Here is a 22,620-nt window from a genome sequence, read left to right as displayed (position 1 = left end):
TGTTGAGACTCCGTGAGTTAACAATTTCGCTATAATAAACTTACAGAGAAAGGCCCCGTTTTGACACTCAGCTGTCATCGGAATTATCTATATTCCCCTTACCTTTGGAACTGACTCCCGGGGTACCCCGCACTGCGGTGCTGGGTTGAACTTAGGGCTTTAAGACCCTCAACCGAATACAAATACGGAAACTACATATTATGGATTTTTCTGCAATTATTGCTGAAGAGCTGAACCTTGAAGTATGGCGCGTCGCCAAGGCGCTCGAACTGATGGACCAGGGTGGTACCATCCCCTTTATCGCCCGCTACCGTAAAGACCAAACGGGCACGCTGAACGAAATCGAGCTGCGCGACATTAGCCACCGCCGTGACTACCTGCAAGAATTGGTGGACCGTAAGGAAACGATCCTCAAGAGCATCGAAGAACAGGGTAAGCTCACTCCCGAACTCAAGGCCCAGATTGAAGCCTGTAAGGACAAGACCCTCCTCGAAGATATTTACGCTCCGTACAAGCCCAAGAAGCGCACCCGCGCAACCGCTGCCAAGGAACTCGGACTGGAGCCTTTGGCTCGCCTGATGTGGGCTCAAGAAGAAACGGGCAATACCGCCGAACAGATTGCGTTAATTTATTTGTCCGAAGAAAAGGGTCTTGCCGACCCGAAGGCCGCCCTCAAGGGTGCTGCCGACATTTTGGCTGAAGAAGTCGCCGACAATACCGAATTCCGTCAGTATCTGCGTAACAAGATGGAAAAGACCGGCGTCATGATTTCCAAGGTCAAGAAGGATTTCGAAGGTCAGGAAACCAAGTTCAAGGATTACTACGACTTTAGCGAACCGGTCTCCAAGATTCCGAGCCACCGCATGCTGGCTCTCCGTCGCGGCGAAAAGGAAAAGGTACTCCGCCTTTCTATCGAAGTTCCGAACGAAGAAATGATTGGCTACCTCAAGCAGCAGATTATCAAGGGCAACACCACTTGGACTCCGTATTTGGAAGCCATGTGCCAGGATGCCTGGGAACGTTTGCTCCAGCCGAGCATGGAAAGCGAAGTGCGTCTGATGCTCAAGGATGCCGCCGAAGAAGAAGCTTTCAAGGTGTTCAGTAAGAACCTGCAAGACGTTTTGCTCGCCGCTCCGGCCGGCCACAAGGCTGTGCTCGCTCTCGACCCGGGTTTCCGTACGGGTTGCAAGGTGGCCGTACTCGACGAAAATGGCAAGTTTATGGATCACGGCATTATCAAGCCGCATGAACCGTGGAATGACAAGGCTGGTGCTGCTGTGTACCTGATGGGTCTCATTGACAAGTACAAGATTGACTTGATTGCTATCGGTAACGGTACTGCTAGCCGCGAAACGGATGCTTTCTGCGCTGAAATGTCTGCCAAGTTCAAGGGCAAGGTTCCGCCGCGCGTCATTGTTTCTGAAGCCGGTGCTTCTGTTTATAGCGCAAGCATGATCGCTATTCAGGAATTCCCGAAGGAAGACGTGACGACTCGTGGCGCCATCTCCATTGGCCGCCGCTTGCAGGATCCGCTTGCTGAACTCGTGAAGGTTGACCCGCAGTCTATTGGTGTGGGCCAGTACCAGCACGATGTGAACCAGCGCGAACTCAAGAAGCGCCTGGATGAAGTGGTGGAAAGCTGCGTGAACATGGTCGGTGTTGACGTGAACAGCGCTTCTGCTCCGCTCCTTTCTCATGTGGCTGGCCTCAGCAACACGCTTTCCGAAGCCATTGTGAAGTACCGCGAAGAAAACGGTGCCTACGCTAGCCGCGAAGCCTTGAAGAATGTGAAGGGCTTTGGCCCGAAGGCCTTTGAACAGGCTGCCGGCTTTATGCGCATTCCGGGTGCTGAAAACCCGCTGGATGATTCCGCCGTTCACCCGGAAAACTACGCCCTGGTTGAAAAGATGGCCGAAAAGGCTGGCGTTTCTGTGAAGGACATGGTGGGTAACGCCGAAGCCGTGAAGGCAATCAACCTCGAAGAATTCCTCTCCGACGAAGTGGGTAAGGCTACTTTGGACGACATCATGAAGGAACTTCAGAAGCCGAGCCGCGACCCGCGTAAGGAATTCCGCTATGCTAAATTCGACGACAAAATCCGCACCATTCAGGACCTGATTACGGGCAGCTGGATGGAAGGTGTCGTCACCAACGTGGCAAACTTTGGCGCCTTCGTGGATATCGGTGTTCACCAGGACGGCCTCGTGCACGTTTCTGAAATCAGCGACAAGTTCGTGGAAGATGCAAAGACTGTTTTGACCGTTGGCGATATCGTGAAGGTGCGTGTGGTCGCAGTCGATGTGGGCCAGAAGCGCATTAGCCTTTCGATGAAGCAGGAATCTACCGACGGTGTTGCAGGTGCCGGCGCTAATGGCCCGCGTGGCCAGCGCGCAGGCGGTAACCGCGGCGGATTCGGTGGCCACGGCCGCGATGGTCGCGGCAATGCCCGCCCGCAGGGCGGCATTCAGGGCCATGCAACTCTTGCGGACCTCAAGGCAAAAATCGCCGGCAAGGACCGCCCGGGTGCAGCTCCCAAGAAAGCCAACGCCCCTGTACAGGTTGGCAAAATCAATTCCATGCTCAAACAGATTATGAAGAAGGCAAAGTAATCTGTTCTCGAACAATATATTTTGATTGTAATTAAAGACTAGTGCAAGTGTACTAGTCTTTTTTTTTGTGTGTGCTGTAAAACAGGAGAGAAAAAAGCGTCGGCCAAGGATGGGGAGGGTGCAGGGAGGGGCCCGTGCGGCCTTCGCAACTCCGAGCTGGGGCCCCTCCCGCATAAATAGAAAAGGGTTTAGGGGCTTTGCCCCTACGCTTGTGTAAATTTTTTGTATGCATTAGAAGTGGTGCGGAAAGTTCCGATTTCTGTGACGAATGTCAAAAATAGCCCCTAAAGGGGCATTTGGGGTGTGTAAAAATTTTCTCGCGCTATTGCTTAGTGTGTAAAAAATATTTATTTTAAGGGTATGTGTATTGCGCTAGAACATCTGTTTGATTACGACGACTTCCGCAAGTTCCTCCAAGATTACTTCGAGGAACAGAAGAAGATGCGCGCCGTCTTTTCGCACCGCTTTTTCGCGGCGAAGGCGGGCTTCAGCAGTTCTTCTTATTGTTTGAACGTAATCCGTGGGCGTTTCAACCTGACGCCCAAGTCCATCGAAAAGATTTCGAAGGCCATGAACTTCGAGCCTTTGCAGAAGGCTTATTTCGAAGCTTTGGTGCAGTACAACCAGGCGCAGCAGGTGAACGAACGCGAAAACGCCTGGGAACAGATTGTTCAGATCCGCAAGCAGATTGAATTTACACATGTCACGACCCGCGAACAGGCTTACTTTAGCAAGTGGTACTATCCGGTTGTGCGCGAAATGGCGGTGAACAGTGATTGGCATGGCGACTACATGGTGCTTGCCCGTATGCTCACCCCGCAAATTACGACCGAAGAAGCCCGCGAAGCGGTCAAGAACTTGGTCGAATGGAATTTGCTCAAAAAGGTGGGTGACCGTTACGAAGCCACCTCGCAAATGCTCGATGCCGCTGAAATTCCGCCGATTGCTCTGCGACAAATTCGTCGTGAATATATTCAGCATGCTATTGGCGCTGTGGAATCGATGCCCAAAAACGAGCGCTTTGCGACGTTCACGACTCTCGCCATGAGCGAAAGTTCTTATAATTATGCAGTAGAGGTGTTGGAGGAGGCCCGTAAGAAAATTATCGCACGGGCTGCGAATGATCTTGATGTAGAACGTGTTTACGAGATGATGCTTGTGGCGTTCCCGATGAGCAAGAAAATTGAAAAGGAGGCAAAATAATGGATACTTTGTTCAAATATGCCTCTGGTGTGGCTTTAGCTCTTTTTGCGGCTTGTTTGACTTCTTGTTCCAAGAGCAACGAAACCGCTGGTGGCGTGACCGATATCGGTAACTCCGTTGCAAGCGGTATTGTGGTAACTGAGGCGAACCAGCCTGTGGCCCGCGCCCGCGTGGTGGCTTATTACGACAACTGGGATAAGACCGCCATCGAAGATTCCGTGGTGGTGGAAGCCGACGACAACGGCATTTTCAGTTTGAAGTTTGACAGCACGCGCTCTGTGGTGATTTATGCCGAAAACGGTTCCGAATCAGGCCTTTCCCGAATTCAGCATGGTGGCGCCGCCCTTGTGATGGTGGGCCATCCGCGCAGACTTGAAAGTAGCGTTGCCGAGGCCAAGTCTGGTTACATGCGCATTGTGGGGCGCAGTGATGTTGCGGCAGTCAAGTCCGACGGTTCCTTCGCGTTTGAAGCCATGCCTGTGGGCGACATTTCGCTTGTGTACGTAGCGAGCGAACAGTCGCAGGCTCGTTTCAACTTCATGACGGCTGTCGTGGGCGATACGCTCAAGATTCCGTCTCTCGAAAACAAGAACGAGGGCTGGCTCACGATTTCGGATTACCACTACTATAGTGGCGCCGCTTACGGTGGCATTATGGTGAACGTGCCCGATGGTATTTCTGTTCCGCAGGATACTGCTACGCCGGAACCGGTGGTGCCTGACACCACTGCAAAAGATACTACCGCTGTCGATACCACGGAAGAACTTGCGATATCCTTGAACCTCCACATGGATGGCTCCGATAGCGTAGCTAAGGTCTATAACAATGACGGTTCGGTCGCCGATTCCGTGAACTACGTGGAAGGTGTGTCGGGCAAGGGCATTCTGCTCAAGGTCGGTCAGTTCGTCGAAGTGGGTGATATTGACCCCTGTGCAGGTGACTTTACCATGAGCGCATGGACCAAGTGGAACGGTTACCGTGGCGATGGCATTTACCAGCTCCTCTTTGCAGAACGTGAAGACTGGATGACCGGATTGTCCAGGTTCCAGCTGCAGTATGAATTTATGACAAGTTCCTTTGTTGCCGTGGGCGATGGCATGGACTTGTCGGGCTATGGCTATGCATGGCTTGCCAAGGGCAATGTCGAACGTGGTGGCACGCTGCCTATGAATGAATGGTCGCTGCTGGTGCTCGTTAACGAAGGTGGCAAACTGTACTTCTATATCAACGGGGTGCTCGTGAGCAACAAGGCCGGTGTCCCGTTTACGCCCAAGGAAGTTGCAGCCCCGCTGCCGTTCCGTATTGGTGGTTCCGAATTGCCGAACGACACTTGGAATGGCGTCATTGACGAAGTTCGCATCGAGTCTGTCGCTCGTTCTGCTGACTGGGTCAAAGCTGAATACGAAAAATACGCAAAATAGCAATCCATAAAAAAGAGCTCTGTCTAAAAGACAGAGCTTTAAATGTTTTAGTAGATTACGGACGCCTAGCGCCCCTAATGATTACTCGTACTTAATCACGCCGGCCGGGCAGCTGTCAGCAGCGTCCTTGATTTCGCTTTCGTAAGCGGAATAGTCAACGCCTTCCTTAACCTTCATCTTTTCAGGAACTTCGAACACTGCGTCGCAAGTAGCTTCGCAAGCGCCGCAGGAGACGCATTCGTCACTGGATTCGTCCAGCCAAACTTTCGTGATTGCCATAATATACCTCTTTGTGTCTTGGTTGAGTTTATATATGCAATATAACAAAATCTTGTTCTGAACAGACGGGAAAATAAGAAATAAATGAAAAAACTGAACAGAAGAGGATTAATAAAGCGTCGGCCAACGGAGGGGAGGGTGCAGGGAGGGGGCCGTGCGGCCTTCGCAACTCCGAGCTGGGGCCCCTCCCGCATGTTTATTAATCTTTTAAATTGAATACATGTATTTGAGTGGAGTTGTATTTTTCTAAATTTACCGCAAAAATTCATTTTTCACCTTCCGACAGGAATTCATCGAAACATGAAAAAAGTGGTTGTAAAAATTGGTGGCAGCCTGGCAATCGACGAAGCCAAGCTCGCTGATTTTGTGTCGGCAGTCTCTACCCTCCCCGGTAGTGGCTGTCAGGTGGCCGTGGTTCACGGCGGTGGCAAGGACATCAACGAAAATATCGCCTTGCTCAAGGAACAACCGACATTCATCGACGGTCTCCGAGTCACGACCCCCGGCATCATGAAGATGGTCGAAATGACCCTTTCTGGCCACGTGAACAAGAAGCTCGTGCGCATGTTGCTGAACAACAACTGCAACGCCATCGGTATTTCCGGTGTAGACGGCAACCTGTTCCAGGTCGTCAAGAAGCAGGGCAAGGTGGACCTTGGCCTGGTGGGCGAAATCAAGCAGGTCAATCCGAAGATTGTGGCTGACCTGTGGGCTGCCGGTTGGACTCCGGTGGTCAGCCCGATTTCGATTGGCGAAGGCATGAGCTGGAACGTGAACGCCGACACGGCCGCAAGCGAACTGGCTGTGGCACTCGAAGCCGACCAGTTTGTGCTGGTGAGCGACGTGCCGGGCGTGATGGACGAAAACAAGAATGTGATTCCCGAACTGAGCGAGGCGGACGCCGAAAAGCTGATTGAAGCTGGCGTCATCTCCGGCGGTATGATTCCCAAAGTCCGCGAGAGTTTCAAGTCGATCCGACGAGGACTCAAGAGTATCCACATCGTGGGTTGGAAGGACGCGGAACACTTTGGTAAACAAATTAATGGAGATTTAAACTATGGCACAATCTTGCGCTAACCTGCTCGAACAGGACAAACAAATTATCGCGCCGCTCTACGGCAAGGCTGACATCAACTTCGTAAAGGGCGAAGGCTCTTACCTCTACGACGATCAGGGCAACAAGTACCTCGACTTCGTGGCTGGTATCGCCGTGAATGCACTCGGTCACCAGAACCAGGCCATCAAGGATGCTGTGGTGGAACAGATGAACCACTTCAACCACATCAGCAACCTTTACCCGAACTACCCGCAGATCGAACTCGGCAAGGCTCTCCTTGAAATCACCAAGTTCGACAAGGCCTTCTTCTGCAATTCCGGTACCGAAGCCAACGAAGGCGCCATCAAGTTCGCACGTAAGTACTTCGATAGAAAGGGCGAAAAGAATCGCCAGAAGATTGTGACGTTCGTGAACAGCTTCCACGGCCGTACCTTCGCCGCTCTTTCTGCGACGGGTCAGCCGGCTATTCGCGAAGGCTTCGGCTCTATGCCGGGTGACTTCGTACATGTCACTTGGAATGACTGCGAAGCTTTGAAGAAAGAAGTCAACAAGGACACTTGCGCTATCATGCTCGAAAGCCTCGCTGCCGAAGGCGGCGTGATGACGCTTTCTGCTGAAATGGTCGCTACCATTAACAGCCTGCAGAAAGAATGCGGCTGCCTCGTTATCGTTGACGAAGTGCAGGCAGGTGTGGGTAGGCTCGGTACATTCCTCGGTTTCGAAAAGTACGGCCTGAATCCGGACCTCGTAACACTTGCCAAGGGAATTGGTGGCGGTCTCCCGCTCGGTGCAGTTCTTCTGCGCCAGCACATTGCTGACCAGCTGAAGGCTGGCGACCACGGTACGACTTTCGGCGGTAACCCGATTGCATGCGCCGCAGGTCTTGCTGTCGTGAAGCAGATTCCGGGCTTGTTGAAGAACGTTGCGGAACGTTCCGCCCAGATCAAGGCTGGCCTCAAGGCTCTTACCGAAAAGTATGCATTCGCCAAGGAAATCCGCGGCGAAGGCCTGATTCTCGGTGTAGCACTCGACGAATCCATGCCGGTCGGTAACATCATCTCTGCTGCCCGCGCTGAAAAGCTCATGGTACTTTCTGCTAAGGGCAACGTGCTGCGTATGCTCCCGCCGCTCAACGTGTCTTCTTCTGAATGTGAAGAGGCTCTTGAAAAGCTTGGCCGCGCATTCGCCGCCGTATAATTTTTACGATAAGCGTCGCATGGCTGCGTTCTCGGACTCTCGCTGTACGCTTTGTACAGCTTTGGTCCTGCGGCCTTGCCCTGCTCGCTTCTCCTAAAAATTGAATTGCTGAAAAATGATTGAATAAATGAAAAGCCGCAGCTCATCGCCGCGGCTTTCTTTTATTTACTGTCTACTTCCTACTATCTACTCTTTCACCGTCGGGGCTTGCCTTGCAACAGGAGCGAGCTGGCCGTGCTTGCGGAACAAGTGCTTCACGAGTGTGCCGAAGCCACGCATCACGCGGTAGCGTTCACGCGGGTTCTTAATTGCCATGATTCCCTGACGCAGGATGTAGCTCGGACGCAGGTAGAATTCACGGCGGGCCTTGTCGCAGAAGTCCACAAGAGCCTGGCTGGTGAGTTCTCCGCGCTGGATTGTGGTGCGGTGGAAACCGTCCTTATCCAGCCACTGGTTGTAATCCTTTGTCTGCAATGCACCGCTTTCCAAAGCTTCCTTGTATGCTTCGGTGCCGGGGTATGCCATAATGGGGTAGAACTGAGCCGTATTCGGGTTCAACTTCTTGGCGTAGTCGAGCGTCATGCGGAGTGTTTCTGGCGTGTCGCCTGGGTTGCCGACCATGAAGCAGCCGTGCACCAGCAGGCCTGCCTTGCGGGCGTTCTTCGTGAACTCGATTGCTTTGTCGGTGTTCTTCACACCCTTGTGGATGTTTTCGAGAACCACCGGGCTGGCGCTTTCGAAGCCCACGCACATTTCGCGGCCGCCGGCCTTCTTCATGAGCTTGAGCAAGTCGAGCGGAACATCGGCGCGAGCGTTGCAGCTCCAAGTAATCTTGAGGCCGCGTTCGAGAATCAGGTTGCAGATTTCGCGAACGTGTTCGTGGCTTGCGGTAAACGTGTCATCTTCAAAGAAGACTTCGCCGAGGTCGTCAAAGTTTTCCTTGATGTACTGCAGTTCGTCGACCACGTCCTTCGGAGAGCGGCGGCGGAACTTGTGGCCGTTCAGCGTCTGCGGAATCACGCAGTAGCTGCAGCGGTTCGGGCAACCGCGGCCCGACAGAATCACAATCAGCGGGTTCAGGTTGGCGCCGTAGAAATACTTCTTGTAGCAGCTGTAAAGGTACTTGCGGTAGACCTTGGAAACCCAGGGAATTTCGTCGAGGTTTTCGATCTTCGGGCCTTCGGGCTGAAAATCGACCGTGCCATCTGCTTTGCGGAAGGCGAGACCAGCGATGCTAGAAATTTCCTTGATGTCGCCGCGCAGGTAGCGGGCGAGATTCCTGGCGGTGTAGTCCGCCTCGCCGATAATCACGAAGTCGAGGCTCGGTTCCATTTCCATGGATTCCAGCGGCTCGGCGGTAGCGTGCGTACCCATAATCGCGATCTTCGTTTTCGGGAGCGCTTCTTTAATGGCGTGCACCACCTTGAGGTCATTCAGAATACTCGGCGTACTCGTGCTGCAAACTACGAGCTCGGGGTCAAACTTCTTGATGCCATCCAAAGTCTGCGCAAGGTCGAGCTCCATGGCCGGGCTATCGATGAGCTGAATCTCGTTACCGTCGGCTTCGACTGTGCCGGCGGCGTAGCTCAAAAACATGGGCCAATAAAGGGTAGACGACTTGGTCACGCACGGACTGCGCGACTCGCGACTGAACATCGGATGAAACGGGGGATTTAAAAAAGTAATGCGCATAAGCAATGGCAAAATACATAATTATCAGTGATAAAGCTACATTTGGTTTCGATGAAAGCGTTAATTTCGTTGTGTATTTCTCTATGTGGGCTCTGCTCGATTGCGCTGGCGCAAAATTCGCCAGCGGTGGCGCTTGATACGATAAAAGAATTTTACGCCGACAGTACGCTTTCACGCCTTTACGCGGTCCAAAAAGGGACTAACATTCGTGAGGGTATAGCCTACAGTTATCACCCGAACGGCAAGGTCGCAGTCGAGGCACCGTATAAAAACGGCAAGCTCGACGGTGTGTTCAAAAGCTATTTCGAAAACGGAAAAGTTTGGCAGACCATCGGTTACAAGAACGGAATTGAAGAAGGGATTACCACCATCTACTTCGAAAATGGAACCAAAAAAAGTAAAGAGATTTACCGCGGTGGCGTGCTCGACGGTATGACCGAAGAATGGGACGACAAGGGCCGCCTGCGTCGCAAGTTGCCGTACATGCGCGGACAGTTACATGGCACCGCAAAAATTTTTGATGAACTCGGTGGCCTTAAAGAAGAAATGACTCTAGATCGAGGACTGCGTAATGGACCGTACCGCCGCTATAATAAGGGCGTTATGGTTTTTGAAGCGGAGTTTGTTCAAAACCGCTGTGTTAAAAACTGTGATTTTTAAGGGTATCCGGCCCACTCGGCGGCGACGCTGGGTGATGCTTTGCGGATTTCTTTGGCGTGTTCGCTGTCGTCGGCAAGTGCGATGTCGCCGCTTGCAATTTTTGCCTTGATGTCTTCGAAAGATTTTGGTTGCTTAGATTCGGGCAACTGGTCTCCCGGCACAATGCAGGGCGCATCGATGGCGGTTTTCGCTTTATCCTTAACCGGAGTGTATTCGCGGGCGGCAGGCACTTCGTAGAATTTGTCTTCTTCAGGACACCAGCCCATCAGCTTTTTACCGTAAACGCAACCTGCGTCAAGCCCGATAAATCCAGGCTTGTTTACGAATCCCATCTTGGCCCAATGTCCGAATACAACAGTTTTTGGCCAGTTAATTTGTTCAAACCACGGGCGATCGTTCCATTTTCTTACAGACAAAAGAACTTCTCGATCCATGTCCTCTAGTCTGACCTTGCCAGGTTCCAAGCCGGCATGAACCAGCAGTGCGTGTGGGGTGTCGCGCCACAGGGGCCAAGTGCTTACTTCGGCGGCGATGGCGTGCCAAATATCCATCGGGAGTTTGGCGAATCGGGCGCGTTGCTTTTCGGTCCAGCCACTTTCGGGCAGTTCCAGCGCACGAATCAAATGCTCTTCGTGGTTGCCGCGCACTGTGAGGATTCCGTTATCCTTCACGAACTGCAGGGCCCGCAGCATGTCGGGGCCTTTGTTGATAATGTCGCCGGTCTGATACAGTGTGTCTTTGCCGCGCACAAAACCGAATGCGTCTACAATGCGCTCGAGTTCGTCGGCACAACCATGCACATCACCGATGTAGAGAGTCCTTGACATAAGAGTTATTCGTTACTGGTTAATAAATGAGTGATGTGAAATGTGTAATGTGAGATTAGATATGATCTGTTTTTCATTTCACATTCCTCATCACACATCTCACATTATTTTACGTGAACCGCTTGCCTCAGTTTGTTCATCTCATCTGCGGTGAGTTCGCGGAATTCGCCGGCGGGCAAGTCGCCCAAGGTCAGCTTGCAGTAGCTCACGCGCTTCAAGTCGCGAATCTCGTAGCCCACGGCGCGCATCATGCGGCGGATTTCGCGGTTCTTGCCTTCAATCAGCACGAGTTCGGCGAAACCCTTTTCCAAATAGATGTCGGTGGCGAATGCGATTTCTTCTTGTTCTTCGCCTTCTTCGCGAATGTCTACGCCGTCCACCAGTTTTTGCGCGGAGTGTTCGCTCAACGGGCGGTCCGTCCACACGTAGTAGCTGCGCGGAATTTCATAACTCGGGTGCGTGAGTCGATGAAGCAGTTCGCCGTCGTCGGTAAACAGCAACAGTCCGCGGCTCTGCAAGTCGAGGCGGCCTACATACTTTAAGCTTTGGTATGCTGGCGGCAGGTAATCGTATACGGTGCGGCGGCCCTGCGGGTCGGTCTTGGTGCACACGCAACCGGCCGGCTTGTGGAACATGATGGTCGTTGTTTTGCGGGGGAGCTTGGCGGGCTTGCCGTCCACCAGAATTTCGTCGGCGTTTTCGTCGACCTGGTGACCGAGGTCCTTGATTGTCTCGCCATTCACCTGCACGCGACCTTCTTCAATCAAGGTGTCGGCGGCGCGGCGGCTCGCAATTCCACAGAGAGAAATGAATTTATTGATTCTCATAAAGCAACCCGAATCTTAAACCGGCTGTGCTAATTTTAAATGTTTCGACGCGGAGTTTTTCCAAGAGCGACTTGAGCCAGAAAAGCCCGCAAATAATGACTTCGTGGCGACCGTTTTCAAGGCCCGGGAGCATAGCGCGCAGTTCCTTGGACAGGTTCGAAATTTTTGTTGTCACGGCATCTAGGTCGCTAATCGAAAGCTCCAAACCTTCGATGGCCTTGTAGTCAAACTGTTGCTTGTTCAGGTAAACCATGGCCAGCGCTGTGCCCGTGCCGCCAATCAAGTACACCGGCTTCTTGGTCATGCCCTTGAAACTGACTTCCTTGAAGGTTTCCTTCACAAACTTCTTGTATTCCGGGCCAGGGATCGGACCCATGGCCTTGAACATCTTGAGGGCGCCCACCGGAATTGAGAACGTGTTGTCGCCGTTGCTGAGTTCCGTGGAACCGCCACCGATGTCAATTGTCACGAGGCCTTCGCCGTGCCATTCCTTGACCGAGCGGTAGGTGAGTTTGCCTTCTTCTTCGCCGCTGATGATTCGCGGCTTGACCCAGAGAGCACGTTCGACTGCGGCAATCACTTCGTCCGGGTTCTCGGCGTTGCGCATGGCTTCCGTCATTACCGCGGCCTTGAGGTTTGCGCCTAGCGCATGCAAGTCCATGCGGAACTTCGTCATGATGGCTTCGAGTTCCTTGATTCGCTTCTCGGTGATGGCACCATGTTCGTAAATGTCTTCGCCCAGGCGGCAGACTTCCACCTTCTGGAGCTTGGGAACCAGCACCCCCTCCTCAAACGCCGCAATCAACAGAATGCAGCTGTGGCTCCCGATATCAACCGTCGCAATCAGCTTGTTATCCATTCTGCGCCTCGTTGCTTTCCCTGTCATGCTGACGAAGGTCAGCATCAGCTCCTGCCTCTTGATTGTCATGCTGATGACTATCAGCATCGGCACTTGCCGCCTGCTTAGCAACCCCCCGCTTGATTCCGTCTGCAATCTTGGCCGGGTTCATCAGGAATTCTTTCGCGAACGCAATCGCTTCTTCCACGACTGAATCCGGGTGCTTTCCGCTCCAGCTGGCGACTAAGTCGCCGGATTCGCTTCCGAGTTCCTTGCCTTCGCGGATCTCTTGCCCCATCTTTAAGGCGAGCAAAAGCCCGAGCTCAAAGGCGCGGGGCTCGCTTTTGCCTTCTAAAAGTTTTTCGACGCGTTCAATGCGCTGTTCAAAGGGAATTTTTTCGAGTTCGGCGAGGTCTTTTTCTGAAATCATAGCCCAAAAATAGAAAACGGCGCCTCTGCATATAAAAAAAGAACCCTGGAACGAGTCCAGGGTTCATTATCAAAGGAGTATCTAGAAGATTACTTCTTAGCAGCGGGCTTCTTAGCGGCCGGCTTCTTAGCAACCGGCTTCTTTGCGGCAGCCGGCTTCTTTGCGGCGGGCTTCTTAGCAGCCGGCTTCTTTGCAGCAGCGGGCTTCTTAGCAGCGGCCGGCTTCTTTGCAGCAGCGGGCTTCTTAGCGGCAGCCGGCTTCTTTGCGGCGGGCTTCTTAGCAGCCGGCTTCTTTGCAGCAGCGGGCTTCTTAGCAGCGGCCGGCTTCTTAGCGGCAGCGGGTTTCTTAGCAGCGGGCTTCTTAGCAGCCGGCTTCTTTGCAGTCTTTGTAGTAGCCATTTTTTTCTTCCTTATGGTTATGTTGTGAATTAGCTGTGTATAAAATAACTTATTTTCACAAATAATCAACACCTTTTTCAAAAAAAATTAAAAAAAAGTTGTTTTTTTACAAAAAAAAGATTATGAAGTGATGATGTTCACTTCATAAAAATGAATTTTTAATTTATATGTAATTTTGGAAATGCTTGTTAATCAATGCGTTAGGATTCTGTCGCACGATTTTTACTACGAACTTTGCATTAAGCTCCGAAGATCATCTGATTTTGAAACGTCGGCGTTCATTTTCAATTCGGCCTTTACGTTATGAGCTAATGTGTAGAGCCAGACGAAAACTCCGCTTTTACGAGCAACTTTGATGGCTGGGATGAAATCGCTGTCACCGGTTACTAAAACGATATGTTTGGCTATGTTTTGGTATCCAATCCAAGCCATATCTAGGCCAATCTTTATATCTACACCCTTTTGAGAAAGGTTTGGAACGAAACAGTCGTCTGTGTAAGGGGTGGGCTGTGTATAGCACTTTTTTTTTCAGAGACCAGCCGGAAAATTGAAGTTGGCCAAGTCTTACTGCGAAAAAATCTAATTGGGAAATGCCTGACAATAAATCAAGACCCTTTTGATATTGAGGTTGGGAATCAAAAAGAAAAGCTCTATTTGTCACGGGCAACGAAGTCTTGGCTGTACATGGACTACAGTCGTAGAAATATGCCCTGAAAGAATTGTTGCCCAGCCCAGATTTTTGAAGGATGCTGTGTGTAAAGGTTTGAACGTCTGTAGGAGTTATATCTTTTTTGAATTTGGAATGAAATTTTTTCCTTAGAAAGGCTCCATCAATCATTACTGCCGTTTCCATATACCCTCCATTAATAAGGGCACAAAAAAAGACCTACTCAAGGGACACTTGCGTGTTTAATATAAACCCTTTTTTCGGTCATTATCTGTTGCCAATATACATTATTCCTTTAGTCTTGTCAATGGTTTATGTTTGTATAAGTGCTTTTTTGTGCACTATAAATATAAATTCCTTTTTGGAGACTGTCAAGATGTTTATTGAAAAAAAGAAGCGGTGCTCATGCACCGCTTCGCGCGCATTTTTTTGTTAGCGAGACAATATGAAGACAAGAGGAGATCTCCCCGTTCCGAGGATTGTGGGCACATAAGCAATAAATTGCAAGTGCCCACTAACCCGCTTCGGCCGGGAAGACAATTAGAGCGATTTTACGCTCTCGATGTACTTCTTGAAGCCTTCGACACCCAGGCTGTACATGTCGACGAACTTCGTTGCAAACGGGGGCAGCTTGCGCGGGTGCATGCCGAGCGCGTCGTGCATCACCAACACCTGACCGTCGGTGAACTTTCCGCCGCCAATGCCGATCGTCACCGCATTCACCATGCCGGTAATTTTGGTGCCCAGCTCTTCGGGAATGTGCTCCAGCACTATCTCGAAGCAACCCAAGCTGTCTACGTATTTGGCCGCCTCGATGATTGCGACCGCTTCTTCTTCGGTACGGCCCTTCTGCTTAAAGTTTTCGGCAGTCTGCGGCAAAAGTCCGAGGTGCGCGCAAATAGGAATGTCGTGGCTCAGCAAGTATTCGTGCACGCCAGCGGGAGTGCCCTCGATCTTGACGCAAGAAGCTCCCACGTCCATAAAGCGGCGAGCGTTATCGTAGGCTGTTTGCGGGTCCTTGTCGCTCAAGTAGGGCATGTCGGCTACCACGTGGGTGTTGGGGGCGCCGCGGCACACCGCCGACACAAAAATCAGCATCTCGTTCATGCCGATTTCGCGGGTGCTCTTGTAGCCGAGCATGGTGTTTGCAAGGCTATCGCCTACCAGAATCTGGTCCACGCCTGCCGCCTCTGCCATCTGTGCAAAAGCGTAGTCGTAGGCAGTAATCATTGAAACTTTTTCGCCTTTAGCTTTCTTGTTCTTTATGTCGATTGGGCTGAGCATAATTTACGAACCTCCTGTAGCCATGAAAGGGAATGGATTTCTTTCAGGAATCCGATGTGATTGCGCAGATAAGATAGCAAAGCGTTCTCCACAAAATCGCGACCCGTGAGTTTTTGTGGCACCTGCTCGGGGTTGTTTTGCATTAAATTCAGTTCCCAGAGCCCCTGCAATGTCTCTGCGCGGGCACGTGCGCTCTGTACACCCTGGCACTGCTTGCAAATGAGCGCGCCCGATTCCGGGAAAAAGTCCGCTGCGGGTTCCGTAAGCACCTTTTCGCAGCGGCTGCACACGCCTAGTTCCAGGTGGTAGCCCCACAAGTCGCAAATATTGAGCAACCAGCGGCTGAATACCGAGTCGGCACCCGTAGCACCTGCAGCGGGGGAGTCGAACTCCGCAAGCGCTTGCTTTAGCAAGGCGAACTCCTCGGGAATCGGAGTGGCCGGTGGCGCATACCGCAGCACAATCTCGGCCATTACTTGTGCAACCGCCAGGTTCAACAGGGAATTCCGCAATTCACCGTGCCAGTCGATAATCGATGCCTCTTTAATGAACTGCAATTCCTTGGCCGGGTTCTGCCGGAATACCACCTCTGAAAGGGCGAGCGGGTCAAGCGCCCCCTTAAAAGGGGACTCCTTGCGCTTTGCTCCCTTGATAATAAAACTCACCACGCCGCACTCTTCCGTGAGCGCTTTCACGATAAAGCTCGAGTCGCTATACGCAAACCGGTGCAGCACTATCGCCTGAGTTTTGATCATTTGTTGCAGAAATGTCTTCCCGGGCTTGACCCGGGACCTCCTTTGATGCCTTCTAAAAAAGAATTTTTCTTAGCTAGAAGAGGAGATCCCGGCTTACGCCGGGATGACTGTGGGGAATGTGTTATGCCTTGGGGAACGGAGGCCAGCCCATGACCTGGCCACCAAGCACGTGCAGGTGGATGTGGAACACCGTCTGGCCCGCGTCGGCCTTGCAGTTGAACACAAAGCGTGCGCCCGATTCTTCGATGCCGAGTTCCTTGGCGATAATTTGTGCGCGGTAAAGCATCTTGCCCACCAGTTCGCAGTCAGTCGGCTGCATGTCCATGATGGTTGAAATGTGGCGCTTGGGCACTACCAGAAAGTGTACCGGGGCCTGCGGGGCAATGTCGTAGAAGGCGAACACGTCGTCGTCTTCGTAGATTTTCTTGGAAGGGATTTCACCCTTGATGATTTTGCAGAAAAGACAGTTTTCACTCATAGTGACTATAAAGTAGTAAAAAGAAAGGCCGCCCGTTCTGTTTAGGGGCGACCACGCTATTAATTGCAGAGACGTTGTTCAGTCGAAAAACAGACTCCCTGGCGCGTTGTGAACGGTTTCCCTTTATTAGAGCCTTGTGCGGCTTGGATGAAAACTTCAAGAAAATGACTGCTCTCGTTTCCGTTCGTCCATCTGATCTTAAAGTTGTATCTGTTTTGCCCGCCGACTCCGGTCTTTGCTGCGTCTGAGTCTCCGTTCATAGCTTTACTGACAAAAAGCGGCTTTGTGGGGAATGTTCTCCACCAGTTTTGGCCGTTGATTTTTACTTCGTAGGCGGTGTAACCTTTGTCTTTTTTGTATTTGCCCGTTTGCCTGTCGATAAGAATGTTGGCTACGGCGTCGAAGCCTGCGTCTCTAAGGGCCTGACTCCAAAAGCCATCGCTTGTAAGCAGACCGCACATGTTTTGGTTGTCTGAAATTCTGTTTTTGTTGTCGGGTTGAAAATTGGCCGGGAGAATGTCATGCAGTTCGATGATGAATAACGTTACACCATCTTTGCTAGCTAACCATTTGCTTAAGTTTCCTTTGCTGTTTTGTCTACCGCTGCAAGTGGCCGATTCGTCTATATTAAGTATGTCGCCTTCGTATAGGGCTCTGTTCAGACCGTCGCGTAGGTCATAGAGCTTTAACAAGTCGATCTTTTGTCTGGTTCTTTCGATATAGTCAGTGAGTTTTGGCACGGCGACGCCTGAAAGCAGGTTCACAATAATAATGACCACCATCAATTCAATAATTGTAAAACCGGCCTTCCTATTGGTTCGGGGGGTGCTTATTTTCTTTAAAATTTCAGCCAACATGGAAAAACCTCCTTCTTACTGAGGCTCAACGACTTAAATATAAAACATTTTTTTACACGCGTCTGTGACGATAGTCAAAAAAAGTGACATTTTTCTTACTCCAACTTGGAATATGGGACTACTTTGCCGTTTTTACAAAAGTTTTACAAAAAAATGGTATTCAAATGGCTGAAAAAAGCGTGTTAGGAAGGAGGGAGTGCTCCACAACTTAACATGAAAGGAAAATACATGTCTGCTAATACCAATCATTCGACAAAAAAATACATCGTCACGAACGAACAGGGCGAAGAATTCCTGCTGCCCAAATATGCGGCGACATTCCGCATCCTGATGGACGACAAGGACACCATCCGCGATGTGCTTAACAGCCTGCTCCAGCTGGACCATGAAATCATCGACCTCGAATACGAAGTCAAGTCGGGGAACGCCCTTCCCATTTCGCGGAAAAATAGGTATATTAAAATCTGCGCGTAAGCCGTGTGAACCCTGAACTTTTGAAAGCACTGGAGGCAAACATGTTCGACCATCATGAATACGAGGTTCTCGAAGCCGAAGCCTACCTCAAGGGCCAAGCGAGGGGCATGGAAAAGGGCGTCCAACAGGAACGCGAAAAGAATGACGCTGACAATGCTGCTCGCGATTCCAAACGAGCTGATTTTCTTCGTTCCCATAATGTTTCGGATGAAATTATTTCGGCAATGCTTGCTCTGAAATAACGTTTCGATTTCTTAAAATCGACTTTTAAAACCCGGCAAAAGCTGGGTTTTACTGTTTTATAAAGGAAAGTTTGGTTTGTTGCGCAAATAATTGCGATGGAGTATATTGCTATAATGAAATAAATGCAAAAATCGACTTGATTAATGTTTATGAAGAGAAACTTTAGTTCGAGGTATCTTATGACAGAAGATATGAAGTCAATTGACAAGGCCATGTATCAATTCAGAGAACGGGAACGTGTCGCTAAGAATATGCTAGCAAGGAGCATGTCTCCCAAAGATGTTGCAGAAATTACGGAAATACCCTTATATTGGATTCTTGATCTCAAGAAAAACATGGAACTCGAGAACGCTTAATTCCTTAAAACCAACTTTTATAGCCCGGCACAACAGCCGGGCTTTTGTATTCGATAGGGCTGAAGGGAGAGACCTACTTGATTTTTGCACGTTTGTATCGGCCGAGGAGGTCGAAGTAGCGAGCGCGTGGAGAAATTTTGACTGGGCGGCGGTTGCTTTGGGCGGGCTGTTTCTTGAGTGCGGTGGTGTGCGTCTCCGGAACTTCCATGATATATTCACGCAGGTACGTGTCATTGAAAATCGCGACGGAGAAACCAGTAGTCATTTTCTTGTAGGTTATGTTGTTTGTAAGAGAGTCGCCCATGTATTCTGCACATTTGTATTCGTCTCCGGGCTCGCCCACATAATAGATTGTCGCAGTTGTCGGGGTTCCTGCTGTGTAATCGTAGAGCGTCTTTGATACCAGTGTGTCATTCTGGAAGTAATATTCGGCGAAGGTGCGCCTGCCGCTGGTTGGGTCGTAATCGTCTTCAGATGCATAAAGGTCTGCGGTCTTATGGACAACTGTCTGCACGAGCTTGCCGTCGTTGTACATTTTCTGGAAGAAATAGACCGTGTCGCCTGCAACAGAGTCTGACAGCAACAGCTCGCGACCGGTCTTGGTAAGGACTGACTCGTCAGCAGTCAGATAAAAACGGTTCTCGACCGGATCGTTGTCTCTAAACTTGAACACTGACCGTTGAATTAGACCATCTTGATAGTAGTACTTCTGGTACCACTCGTGGAGTTCTTCAGGATTGGGCTGCTCCCTATAATAGATAGAATCCAAGTGCGGCGAGTCTTTTATAGTTAAAAAGTTGAAGGCGTGAATCTCGTAGAACGCCTTTGTGCATGTGTTTGCTGTGGCAAAACCCGCAAACGCGAGCAATCCTAACAGAACTTTTTTCATGGGACCCTCCTTGTTCCTCACTAAGAAAGGTAATAAAAATCCGGGTTTTTATCTTTTTTAATCCAAGTTGGAATAAAAATTTTACATTTTTTTTGCCAAGCCGCCCCCATTTATGAAATATTTTTGTATATATACTACATCAAATTTGTAACTTAAATACGGCGAAATTTGACTAAAAAAGCGGTTTCTGGGAAATGCTTGTTTTTGAACAAAGTAATTTTTTGTGACGAAAACGAGACAAAACTGAGAAAAAAGTTTGACAAAAATGCAAAAAATTTTGACAAACCTATTGCTTTTCGAAAAAATAAGTTGTATATTAGGGACGTAAACGAGCAATAACGCTCAAACAAGTGTGTAACAAATCAACAAGGAGTACACTATGAAAAAGCAAGGTTTTACCCTTATCGAATTGATGGTCGTGATCGTGATCATGGGCATCTTGGCCGCCGTCGCAGTACCGAAACTGTTCGGCATGATCGCTAAGTCCAAGGCTTCCGAAGTCGGCCCTGCCGCCGGTACCTACGTGAAGTTGCAGCAGGCCTACATTTCTGAAGCAGTCGCTGTTGGTAACTGGCAGATTATCGGCTACAAGGGCCCGGGCGACAACACCAAGGGCACTGCAACTGGCGGTGACAAGTCTGGAACAACAAACTTCAAATATGCGGATGGTGCCACTTACACGAATAATACGACAACTTTAGGCACTGATGAAGTCGTGGGTTTCGTTGTTGCAAATCAGGCCAAGCTGAACGATTGCGCAGCTAAGAGTGGTGATGCATCTTCTTCTAACTTTAACTGGAAAGTTACCGTTAAGAAGTCTACTTCTTCCGAAGGTGATGCTACTTTCACAGCTACAACCAATTGCACGGAACTTACCCCGAACTTCGACAAGATCGGTAAGTAATAGCTTAGACATTTGTTAAGCAAAAAGAGCCATCCCAAAAGGGGCGGCTCTTTTTTTTTGCATCATCCACTGAATCACGCATAAAATCTATATTATCCTATATCATGAAATTCTCAAATATGCATAGCATTTCAAGACCAATTCTGTTTTTTTTGAAAATTGCGGCGATTGCCATATGTCTTATCTTTATAATTGAACACTATTTTTTAGAAATATCTCCCTTTTTCGCGTCTCCGGAATATATACTGTCCTTCTTGGCGCTGATTATTTTAAATTGGCGCACAAAGCATTTTCAAAAGAAGGATTATTTCAAACCTTCACACATACCACTCGTTATCGCGCCTCTCTTTTTGGCAGTCCTTTTTAGGACAGGCTTTGTTTGGGCCTTAAGCACATTTCCACTTAAAGACGCGAATACGGTGTTGCTTACACTGCAAGAACCCTTTGACGACTTCGCTTATTCAATGGTTCGACAATATCTGACAACCACTATTCCCCAAGCACTTGTAATAACAATTGTTATTGCAATTTTCCTTTACGTCGTTTTAAATAACACAAAAAAAAGACTGGTTCCTGTAGGAATATATATCATTGCAGCAATCATTCCTGTTTTCTATAACATTCCCATATCCGACTACATACATATTTTAAATAACGAGCCCGAAAAAAATACGGCATATTCAAAATTCTTTGTCGAAAATTATGTCAATCCGGATTCTGTCATAATCACACCTCCCCAGCATAAGCGGAACTTGATTCTCATATACTTGGAATCGCTAGAAACATCTTTCGCAGACAGAATTCATGGGGGCAATCAAGATACCAATCTTATTCCAGAAATTACAGAACTCGCCTTGCAAAATCTGAGTTTCGGAAAAAACAAAAAAAATATTGGCGGCGGACTAGACGCCATAGGTTCGACATCCACATTCCCCTCCATGCATAGCAGATCTTTAGGAATTCCTAATATTACTATTTATTCAAAGACTCCTATACTGCATCATTATAAGAGCATTTATAAAATTTTAAACGAGTACGATTACAAACAAATTTTCTTTCAAGGAAATTCGGGTCTTTACAAACAATTCCGACAATTCGCAATAGATCAAAAAATAGACGAAATTTATGGTCCGGATGATTTGATACAAAGATTGGATTTGGATACCGCAGATCTTATAAGAAAACAAGGATACAAGACTGTTCAAGACAAAGAAACCTTTATTTTTGCCCATCAAATTCTCGACACCATCTCAGAACCTTTTTCGCTGACATTTTTCACCATAGATACCCACGCTCCAAGTGGACTATACGACCCTGATTGCATAAAAATCAACGACGAGAAAAACGAAGACGAAAGACTAAAAGCATCTGCACGGTGCGTATCCAGGGAATTAAACAAATTTCTGGATACATTAAGAACAAAAGCATTCTATGGCAACACATCCATCGTTGTTTTTGGAGATCATCTTTTTCCTGGGAATCGTTTAGTTAAGGGCGCCACAGACAGAAAATGGGTCAACTTTTTTATAAATCCTTCAAAGGTTCCTGTTTCTAACGAAAATCGGCTTTATTCAGACATTGATATGTTCCCAACCATTCTCAGTTCAATCAATTTCAATATCGATGGAGAGCGGCTTGGGTTTGGAACGGACCTTTTTGGCGGCAAAAAAACGCTTATAGAATGCATCGGGTTGGACTCTCTCAACAAAGAAATAAGAAAAATGTCTAATCACTTAATGTACGAAAGTTACTTACTAATAAAAAAACAGAATAAGGAAGAATAGCCATCTGTAGATGCATTATATCTAATCTTAATAAAATAGAAAAGGGACTCCGAATGGAGTCCCTTTTAAAGATTCACTTGGCTAAACCTTACTTGCCAATCTGAGCGAAGTTCGGAGTGAGCTGCAAGCAGTCCTGAGAAAGCGTGCTCGGAGTGAAAGTTGCTTCACCAGCAGCAGATCCGGCTTTAACCGTAATGGTCCAGTGGTCACCCTGTACGCAATCGTTCAACTTAGCTTCGTTGTGGGCTGTAAAACCAGTCTTTCCAGTGGCGTCCAAAGCAGCGGTGTTGTTGGTATATCCAGTTGCGTCTTTGTAGCTGAAATTATTTGTTTTAGACGTTGCACCACCGGTAGCACCAGTAGCATTCGTATTGTCACCAGGACCCTTATAACCAATAACGGCCCAAGATCCAATAGCAACAGCTTCAGAAATATAAGCCTGCTGCAACTTCACGTAGTTTCCTGCTAATGGTTAAATTCTGCTGCGGATG

The 22,620-nt window shown here is 49.2% G+C and carries 26 protein-coding genes; 11 read left to right on the top strand and 15 right to left on the bottom strand.

The window, feature by feature from the left end; all coding sequences use genetic code 11:
• Nucleotides 1–200 precede the first annotated feature (200 nt).
• The 3 genes from QOL41_RS02370 (at nucleotide 201) to QOL41_RS02360 (ending at nucleotide 5,233) form a co-directional block, all read left to right on the top strand.
• Complete coding sequence (locus tag QOL41_RS02370; RefSeq protein ID WP_283428501.1) at nucleotides 201–2,609, top strand: Tex family protein; 2,409 nt, start codon at nucleotides 201–203, stop codon at nucleotides 2,607–2,609.
• Between the two features lie 360 nt (nucleotides 2,610–2,969).
• Nucleotides 2,970–3,812 carry a TIGR02147 family protein gene (locus QOL41_RS02365; RefSeq protein WP_283428500.1) on the top strand — a complete coding sequence of 281 codons (843 nt, stop codon included), beginning with the start codon at nucleotides 2,970–2,972 and terminating at the stop codon, nucleotides 3,810–3,812.
• Nucleotides 3,812–5,233 (top strand): LamG domain-containing protein, encoded by a 1,422-nt coding sequence (locus tag QOL41_RS02360; RefSeq protein ID WP_283428499.1) that lies wholly within the window; start codon nucleotides 3,812–3,814, stop codon nucleotides 5,231–5,233. Before QOL41_RS02365 ends, QOL41_RS02360 begins: the two co-directional genes overlap by 1 nt.
• A gap of 81 nt (nucleotides 5,234–5,314) precedes the next feature.
• Here the strand turns inward: QOL41_RS02360 and QOL41_RS02355 are convergent, their stop codons facing one another.
• On the bottom strand, nucleotides 5,315–5,512 hold the full coding sequence (locus tag QOL41_RS02355; protein ID WP_072801269.1) for a ferredoxin: 198 nt from the start codon (nucleotides 5,510–5,512) through the stop codon (nucleotides 5,315–5,317).
• Nucleotides 5,513–5,812: 300 nt separating this feature from the next.
• Between QOL41_RS02355 and argB the strand changes: the two genes are divergently transcribed.
• A complete protein-coding gene (gene argB / locus QOL41_RS02350) occupies nucleotides 5,813–6,589 on the top strand; it encodes an acetylglutamate kinase (RefSeq protein WP_283428498.1) in 777 nt (258 codons plus the stop codon).
• Nucleotides 6,570–7,766, top strand: a complete 1,197-nt coding sequence (locus QOL41_RS02345) for an aspartate aminotransferase family protein (RefSeq protein WP_283428497.1) — start codon at nucleotides 6,570–6,572, stop codon at nucleotides 7,764–7,766. The genes argB and QOL41_RS02345 overlap by 20 nt, the downstream gene beginning before the upstream one ends.
• A 186-nt stretch (nucleotides 7,767–7,952) precedes the next feature.
• Here QOL41_RS02345 and QOL41_RS02340 read toward each other — a convergent pair whose 3' ends face one another.
• The gene (locus QOL41_RS02340; protein WP_173653735.1) at nucleotides 7,953–9,458 is read right to left on the bottom strand and encodes a B12-binding domain-containing radical SAM protein; all 1,506 of its coding nucleotides are present in this window, start codon (nucleotides 9,456–9,458) and stop codon (nucleotides 7,953–7,955) included.
• Nucleotides 9,459–9,509: 51 nt separating this feature from the next.
• Here QOL41_RS02340 and QOL41_RS02335 point away from each other — a divergent pair, with 51 nt between their 5' ends.
• Nucleotides 9,510–10,118, top strand: a complete 609-nt coding sequence (locus QOL41_RS02335) for a toxin-antitoxin system YwqK family antitoxin (protein ID WP_283428496.1) — start codon at nucleotides 9,510–9,512, stop codon at nucleotides 10,116–10,118.
• Here QOL41_RS02335 and QOL41_RS02330 read toward each other — a convergent pair.
• The 11 genes from QOL41_RS02330 to QOL41_RS02285 all read right to left on the bottom strand — a co-directional run bounded on the left by QOL41_RS02330 (nucleotide 10,115) and on the right by QOL41_RS02285 (nucleotide 17,479).
• A complete protein-coding gene (locus tag QOL41_RS02330; RefSeq protein WP_283428495.1) occupies nucleotides 10,115–10,945 on the bottom strand; it encodes a metallophosphoesterase in 831 nt (276 codons plus the stop codon). The two genes, QOL41_RS02335 and QOL41_RS02330, sit on opposite strands and share 4 nt — an antisense overlap.
• 104 nt (nucleotides 10,946–11,049) lie before the next feature.
• Entirely contained in the window at nucleotides 11,050–11,772 is a 723-nt protein-coding gene (locus tag QOL41_RS02325; protein WP_283428494.1) for a pseudouridine synthase, read from the bottom strand.
• Entirely contained in the window at nucleotides 11,759–12,631 is an 873-nt protein-coding gene (locus tag QOL41_RS02320) for a Ppx/GppA phosphatase family protein (protein WP_283428493.1), read from the bottom strand. The genes QOL41_RS02325 and QOL41_RS02320 overlap by 14 nt, the downstream gene beginning before the upstream one ends.
• The gene (locus QOL41_RS02315) at nucleotides 12,624–13,040 is read right to left on the bottom strand and encodes a hypothetical protein (protein WP_283428492.1); all 417 of its coding nucleotides are present in this window, start codon (nucleotides 13,038–13,040) and stop codon (nucleotides 12,624–12,626) included. Before QOL41_RS02315 ends, QOL41_RS02320 begins: the two co-directional genes overlap by 8 nt.
• Nucleotides 13,041–13,129: 89 nt before the next feature.
• Complete coding sequence (locus QOL41_RS02310; protein WP_283428491.1) at nucleotides 13,130–13,438, bottom strand: hypothetical protein; 309 nt, start codon at nucleotides 13,436–13,438, stop codon at nucleotides 13,130–13,132.
• Nucleotides 13,439–13,663: 225 nt separating this feature from the next.
• Nucleotides 13,664–13,870 carry an NYN domain-containing protein gene (locus QOL41_RS14230; RefSeq protein ID WP_502846874.1) on the bottom strand — a complete coding sequence of 69 codons (207 nt, stop codon included), beginning with the start codon at nucleotides 13,868–13,870 and terminating at the stop codon, nucleotides 13,664–13,666.
• On the bottom strand, nucleotides 13,815–14,291 hold the full coding sequence (locus tag QOL41_RS02305) for a hypothetical protein (protein WP_283428490.1): 477 nt from the start codon (nucleotides 14,289–14,291) through the stop codon (nucleotides 13,815–13,817). Before QOL41_RS02305 ends, QOL41_RS14230 begins: the two co-directional genes overlap by 56 nt.
• A 354-nt stretch (nucleotides 14,292–14,645) precedes the next feature.
• On the bottom strand, nucleotides 14,646–15,389 hold the full coding sequence (panB, locus tag QOL41_RS02300) for a 3-methyl-2-oxobutanoate hydroxymethyltransferase (protein WP_283428489.1): 744 nt from the start codon (nucleotides 15,387–15,389) through the stop codon (nucleotides 14,646–14,648).
• On the bottom strand, nucleotides 15,368–16,144 hold the full coding sequence (gene recO / locus QOL41_RS02295; RefSeq protein WP_283428488.1) for a DNA repair protein RecO: 777 nt from the start codon (nucleotides 16,142–16,144) through the stop codon (nucleotides 15,368–15,370). The genes panB and recO overlap by 22 nt, the downstream gene beginning before the upstream one ends.
• Before the next feature lie 121 nt (nucleotides 16,145–16,265).
• Complete coding sequence (locus tag QOL41_RS02290; protein WP_283428487.1) at nucleotides 16,266–16,622, bottom strand: histidine triad nucleotide-binding protein; 357 nt, start codon at nucleotides 16,620–16,622, stop codon at nucleotides 16,266–16,268.
• Nucleotides 16,623–16,681: 59 nt separating this feature from the next.
• Entirely contained in the window at nucleotides 16,682–17,479 is a 798-nt protein-coding gene (locus QOL41_RS02285) for a type IV pilin protein (protein WP_283428486.1), read from the bottom strand.
• A 228-nt stretch (nucleotides 17,480–17,707) separates the two neighbouring features.
• Between QOL41_RS02285 and QOL41_RS02280 the strand changes: the two genes are divergently transcribed.
• The 3 genes from QOL41_RS02280 (at nucleotide 17,708) to QOL41_RS02270 (ending at nucleotide 18,552) form a co-directional block, all read left to right on the top strand.
• Nucleotides 17,708–17,953, top strand: coding sequence for a hypothetical protein (locus tag QOL41_RS02280; RefSeq protein WP_283428485.1), 246 nt, complete (start codon nucleotides 17,708–17,710; stop codon nucleotides 17,951–17,953).
• Nucleotides 17,954–17,994: 41 nt separating this feature from the next.
• A complete protein-coding gene (locus QOL41_RS02275) occupies nucleotides 17,995–18,195 on the top strand; it encodes a hypothetical protein (protein ID WP_283428484.1) in 201 nt (66 codons plus the stop codon).
• 180 nt (nucleotides 18,196–18,375) lie between these two features.
• The gene (locus QOL41_RS02270) at nucleotides 18,376–18,552 is read left to right on the top strand and encodes a hypothetical protein (protein WP_283428483.1); all 177 of its coding nucleotides are present in this window, start codon (nucleotides 18,376–18,378) and stop codon (nucleotides 18,550–18,552) included.
• Between the two features lie 73 nt (nucleotides 18,553–18,625).
• Here the strand turns inward: QOL41_RS02270 and QOL41_RS02265 are convergent, their stop codons facing one another.
• A complete protein-coding gene (locus tag QOL41_RS02265) occupies nucleotides 18,626–19,441 on the bottom strand; it encodes a hypothetical protein (protein ID WP_283428482.1) in 816 nt (271 codons plus the stop codon).
• Nucleotides 19,442–19,820: 379 nt separating this feature from the next.
• Here QOL41_RS02265 and QOL41_RS02260 point away from each other — a divergent pair, with 379 nt between their 5' ends.
• The gene (locus QOL41_RS02260) at nucleotides 19,821–20,345 is read left to right on the top strand and encodes a type IV pilin protein (protein ID WP_283428481.1); all 525 of its coding nucleotides are present in this window, start codon (nucleotides 19,821–19,823) and stop codon (nucleotides 20,343–20,345) included.
• Nucleotides 20,346–20,449: 104 nt separating this feature from the next.
• Nucleotides 20,450–22,129 carry a sulfatase-like hydrolase/transferase gene (locus QOL41_RS02255; protein WP_283428480.1) on the top strand — a complete coding sequence of 560 codons (1,680 nt, stop codon included), beginning with the start codon at nucleotides 20,450–20,452 and terminating at the stop codon, nucleotides 22,127–22,129.
• 88 nt (nucleotides 22,130–22,217) lie between these two features.
• Here QOL41_RS02255 and QOL41_RS02250 read toward each other — a convergent pair whose 3' ends face one another.
• Nucleotides 22,218–22,583: a hypothetical protein gene (locus QOL41_RS02250; RefSeq protein WP_283428479.1), complete on the bottom strand. Its 366-nt coding sequence runs from the start codon at nucleotides 22,581–22,583 to the stop codon at nucleotides 22,218–22,220.
• Between the last annotated feature and the right edge of the window lie 37 nt (nucleotides 22,584–22,620).

This window comes from Fibrobacter sp. UWB10 (genome assembly GCF_900182935.1).
Taxonomy (GTDB): Bacteria; Fibrobacterota; Fibrobacteria; order Fibrobacterales; family Fibrobacteraceae; genus Fibrobacter; species Fibrobacter succinogenes_O.
This window is presented reverse-complemented; position numbering and strand designations above follow the sequence as displayed.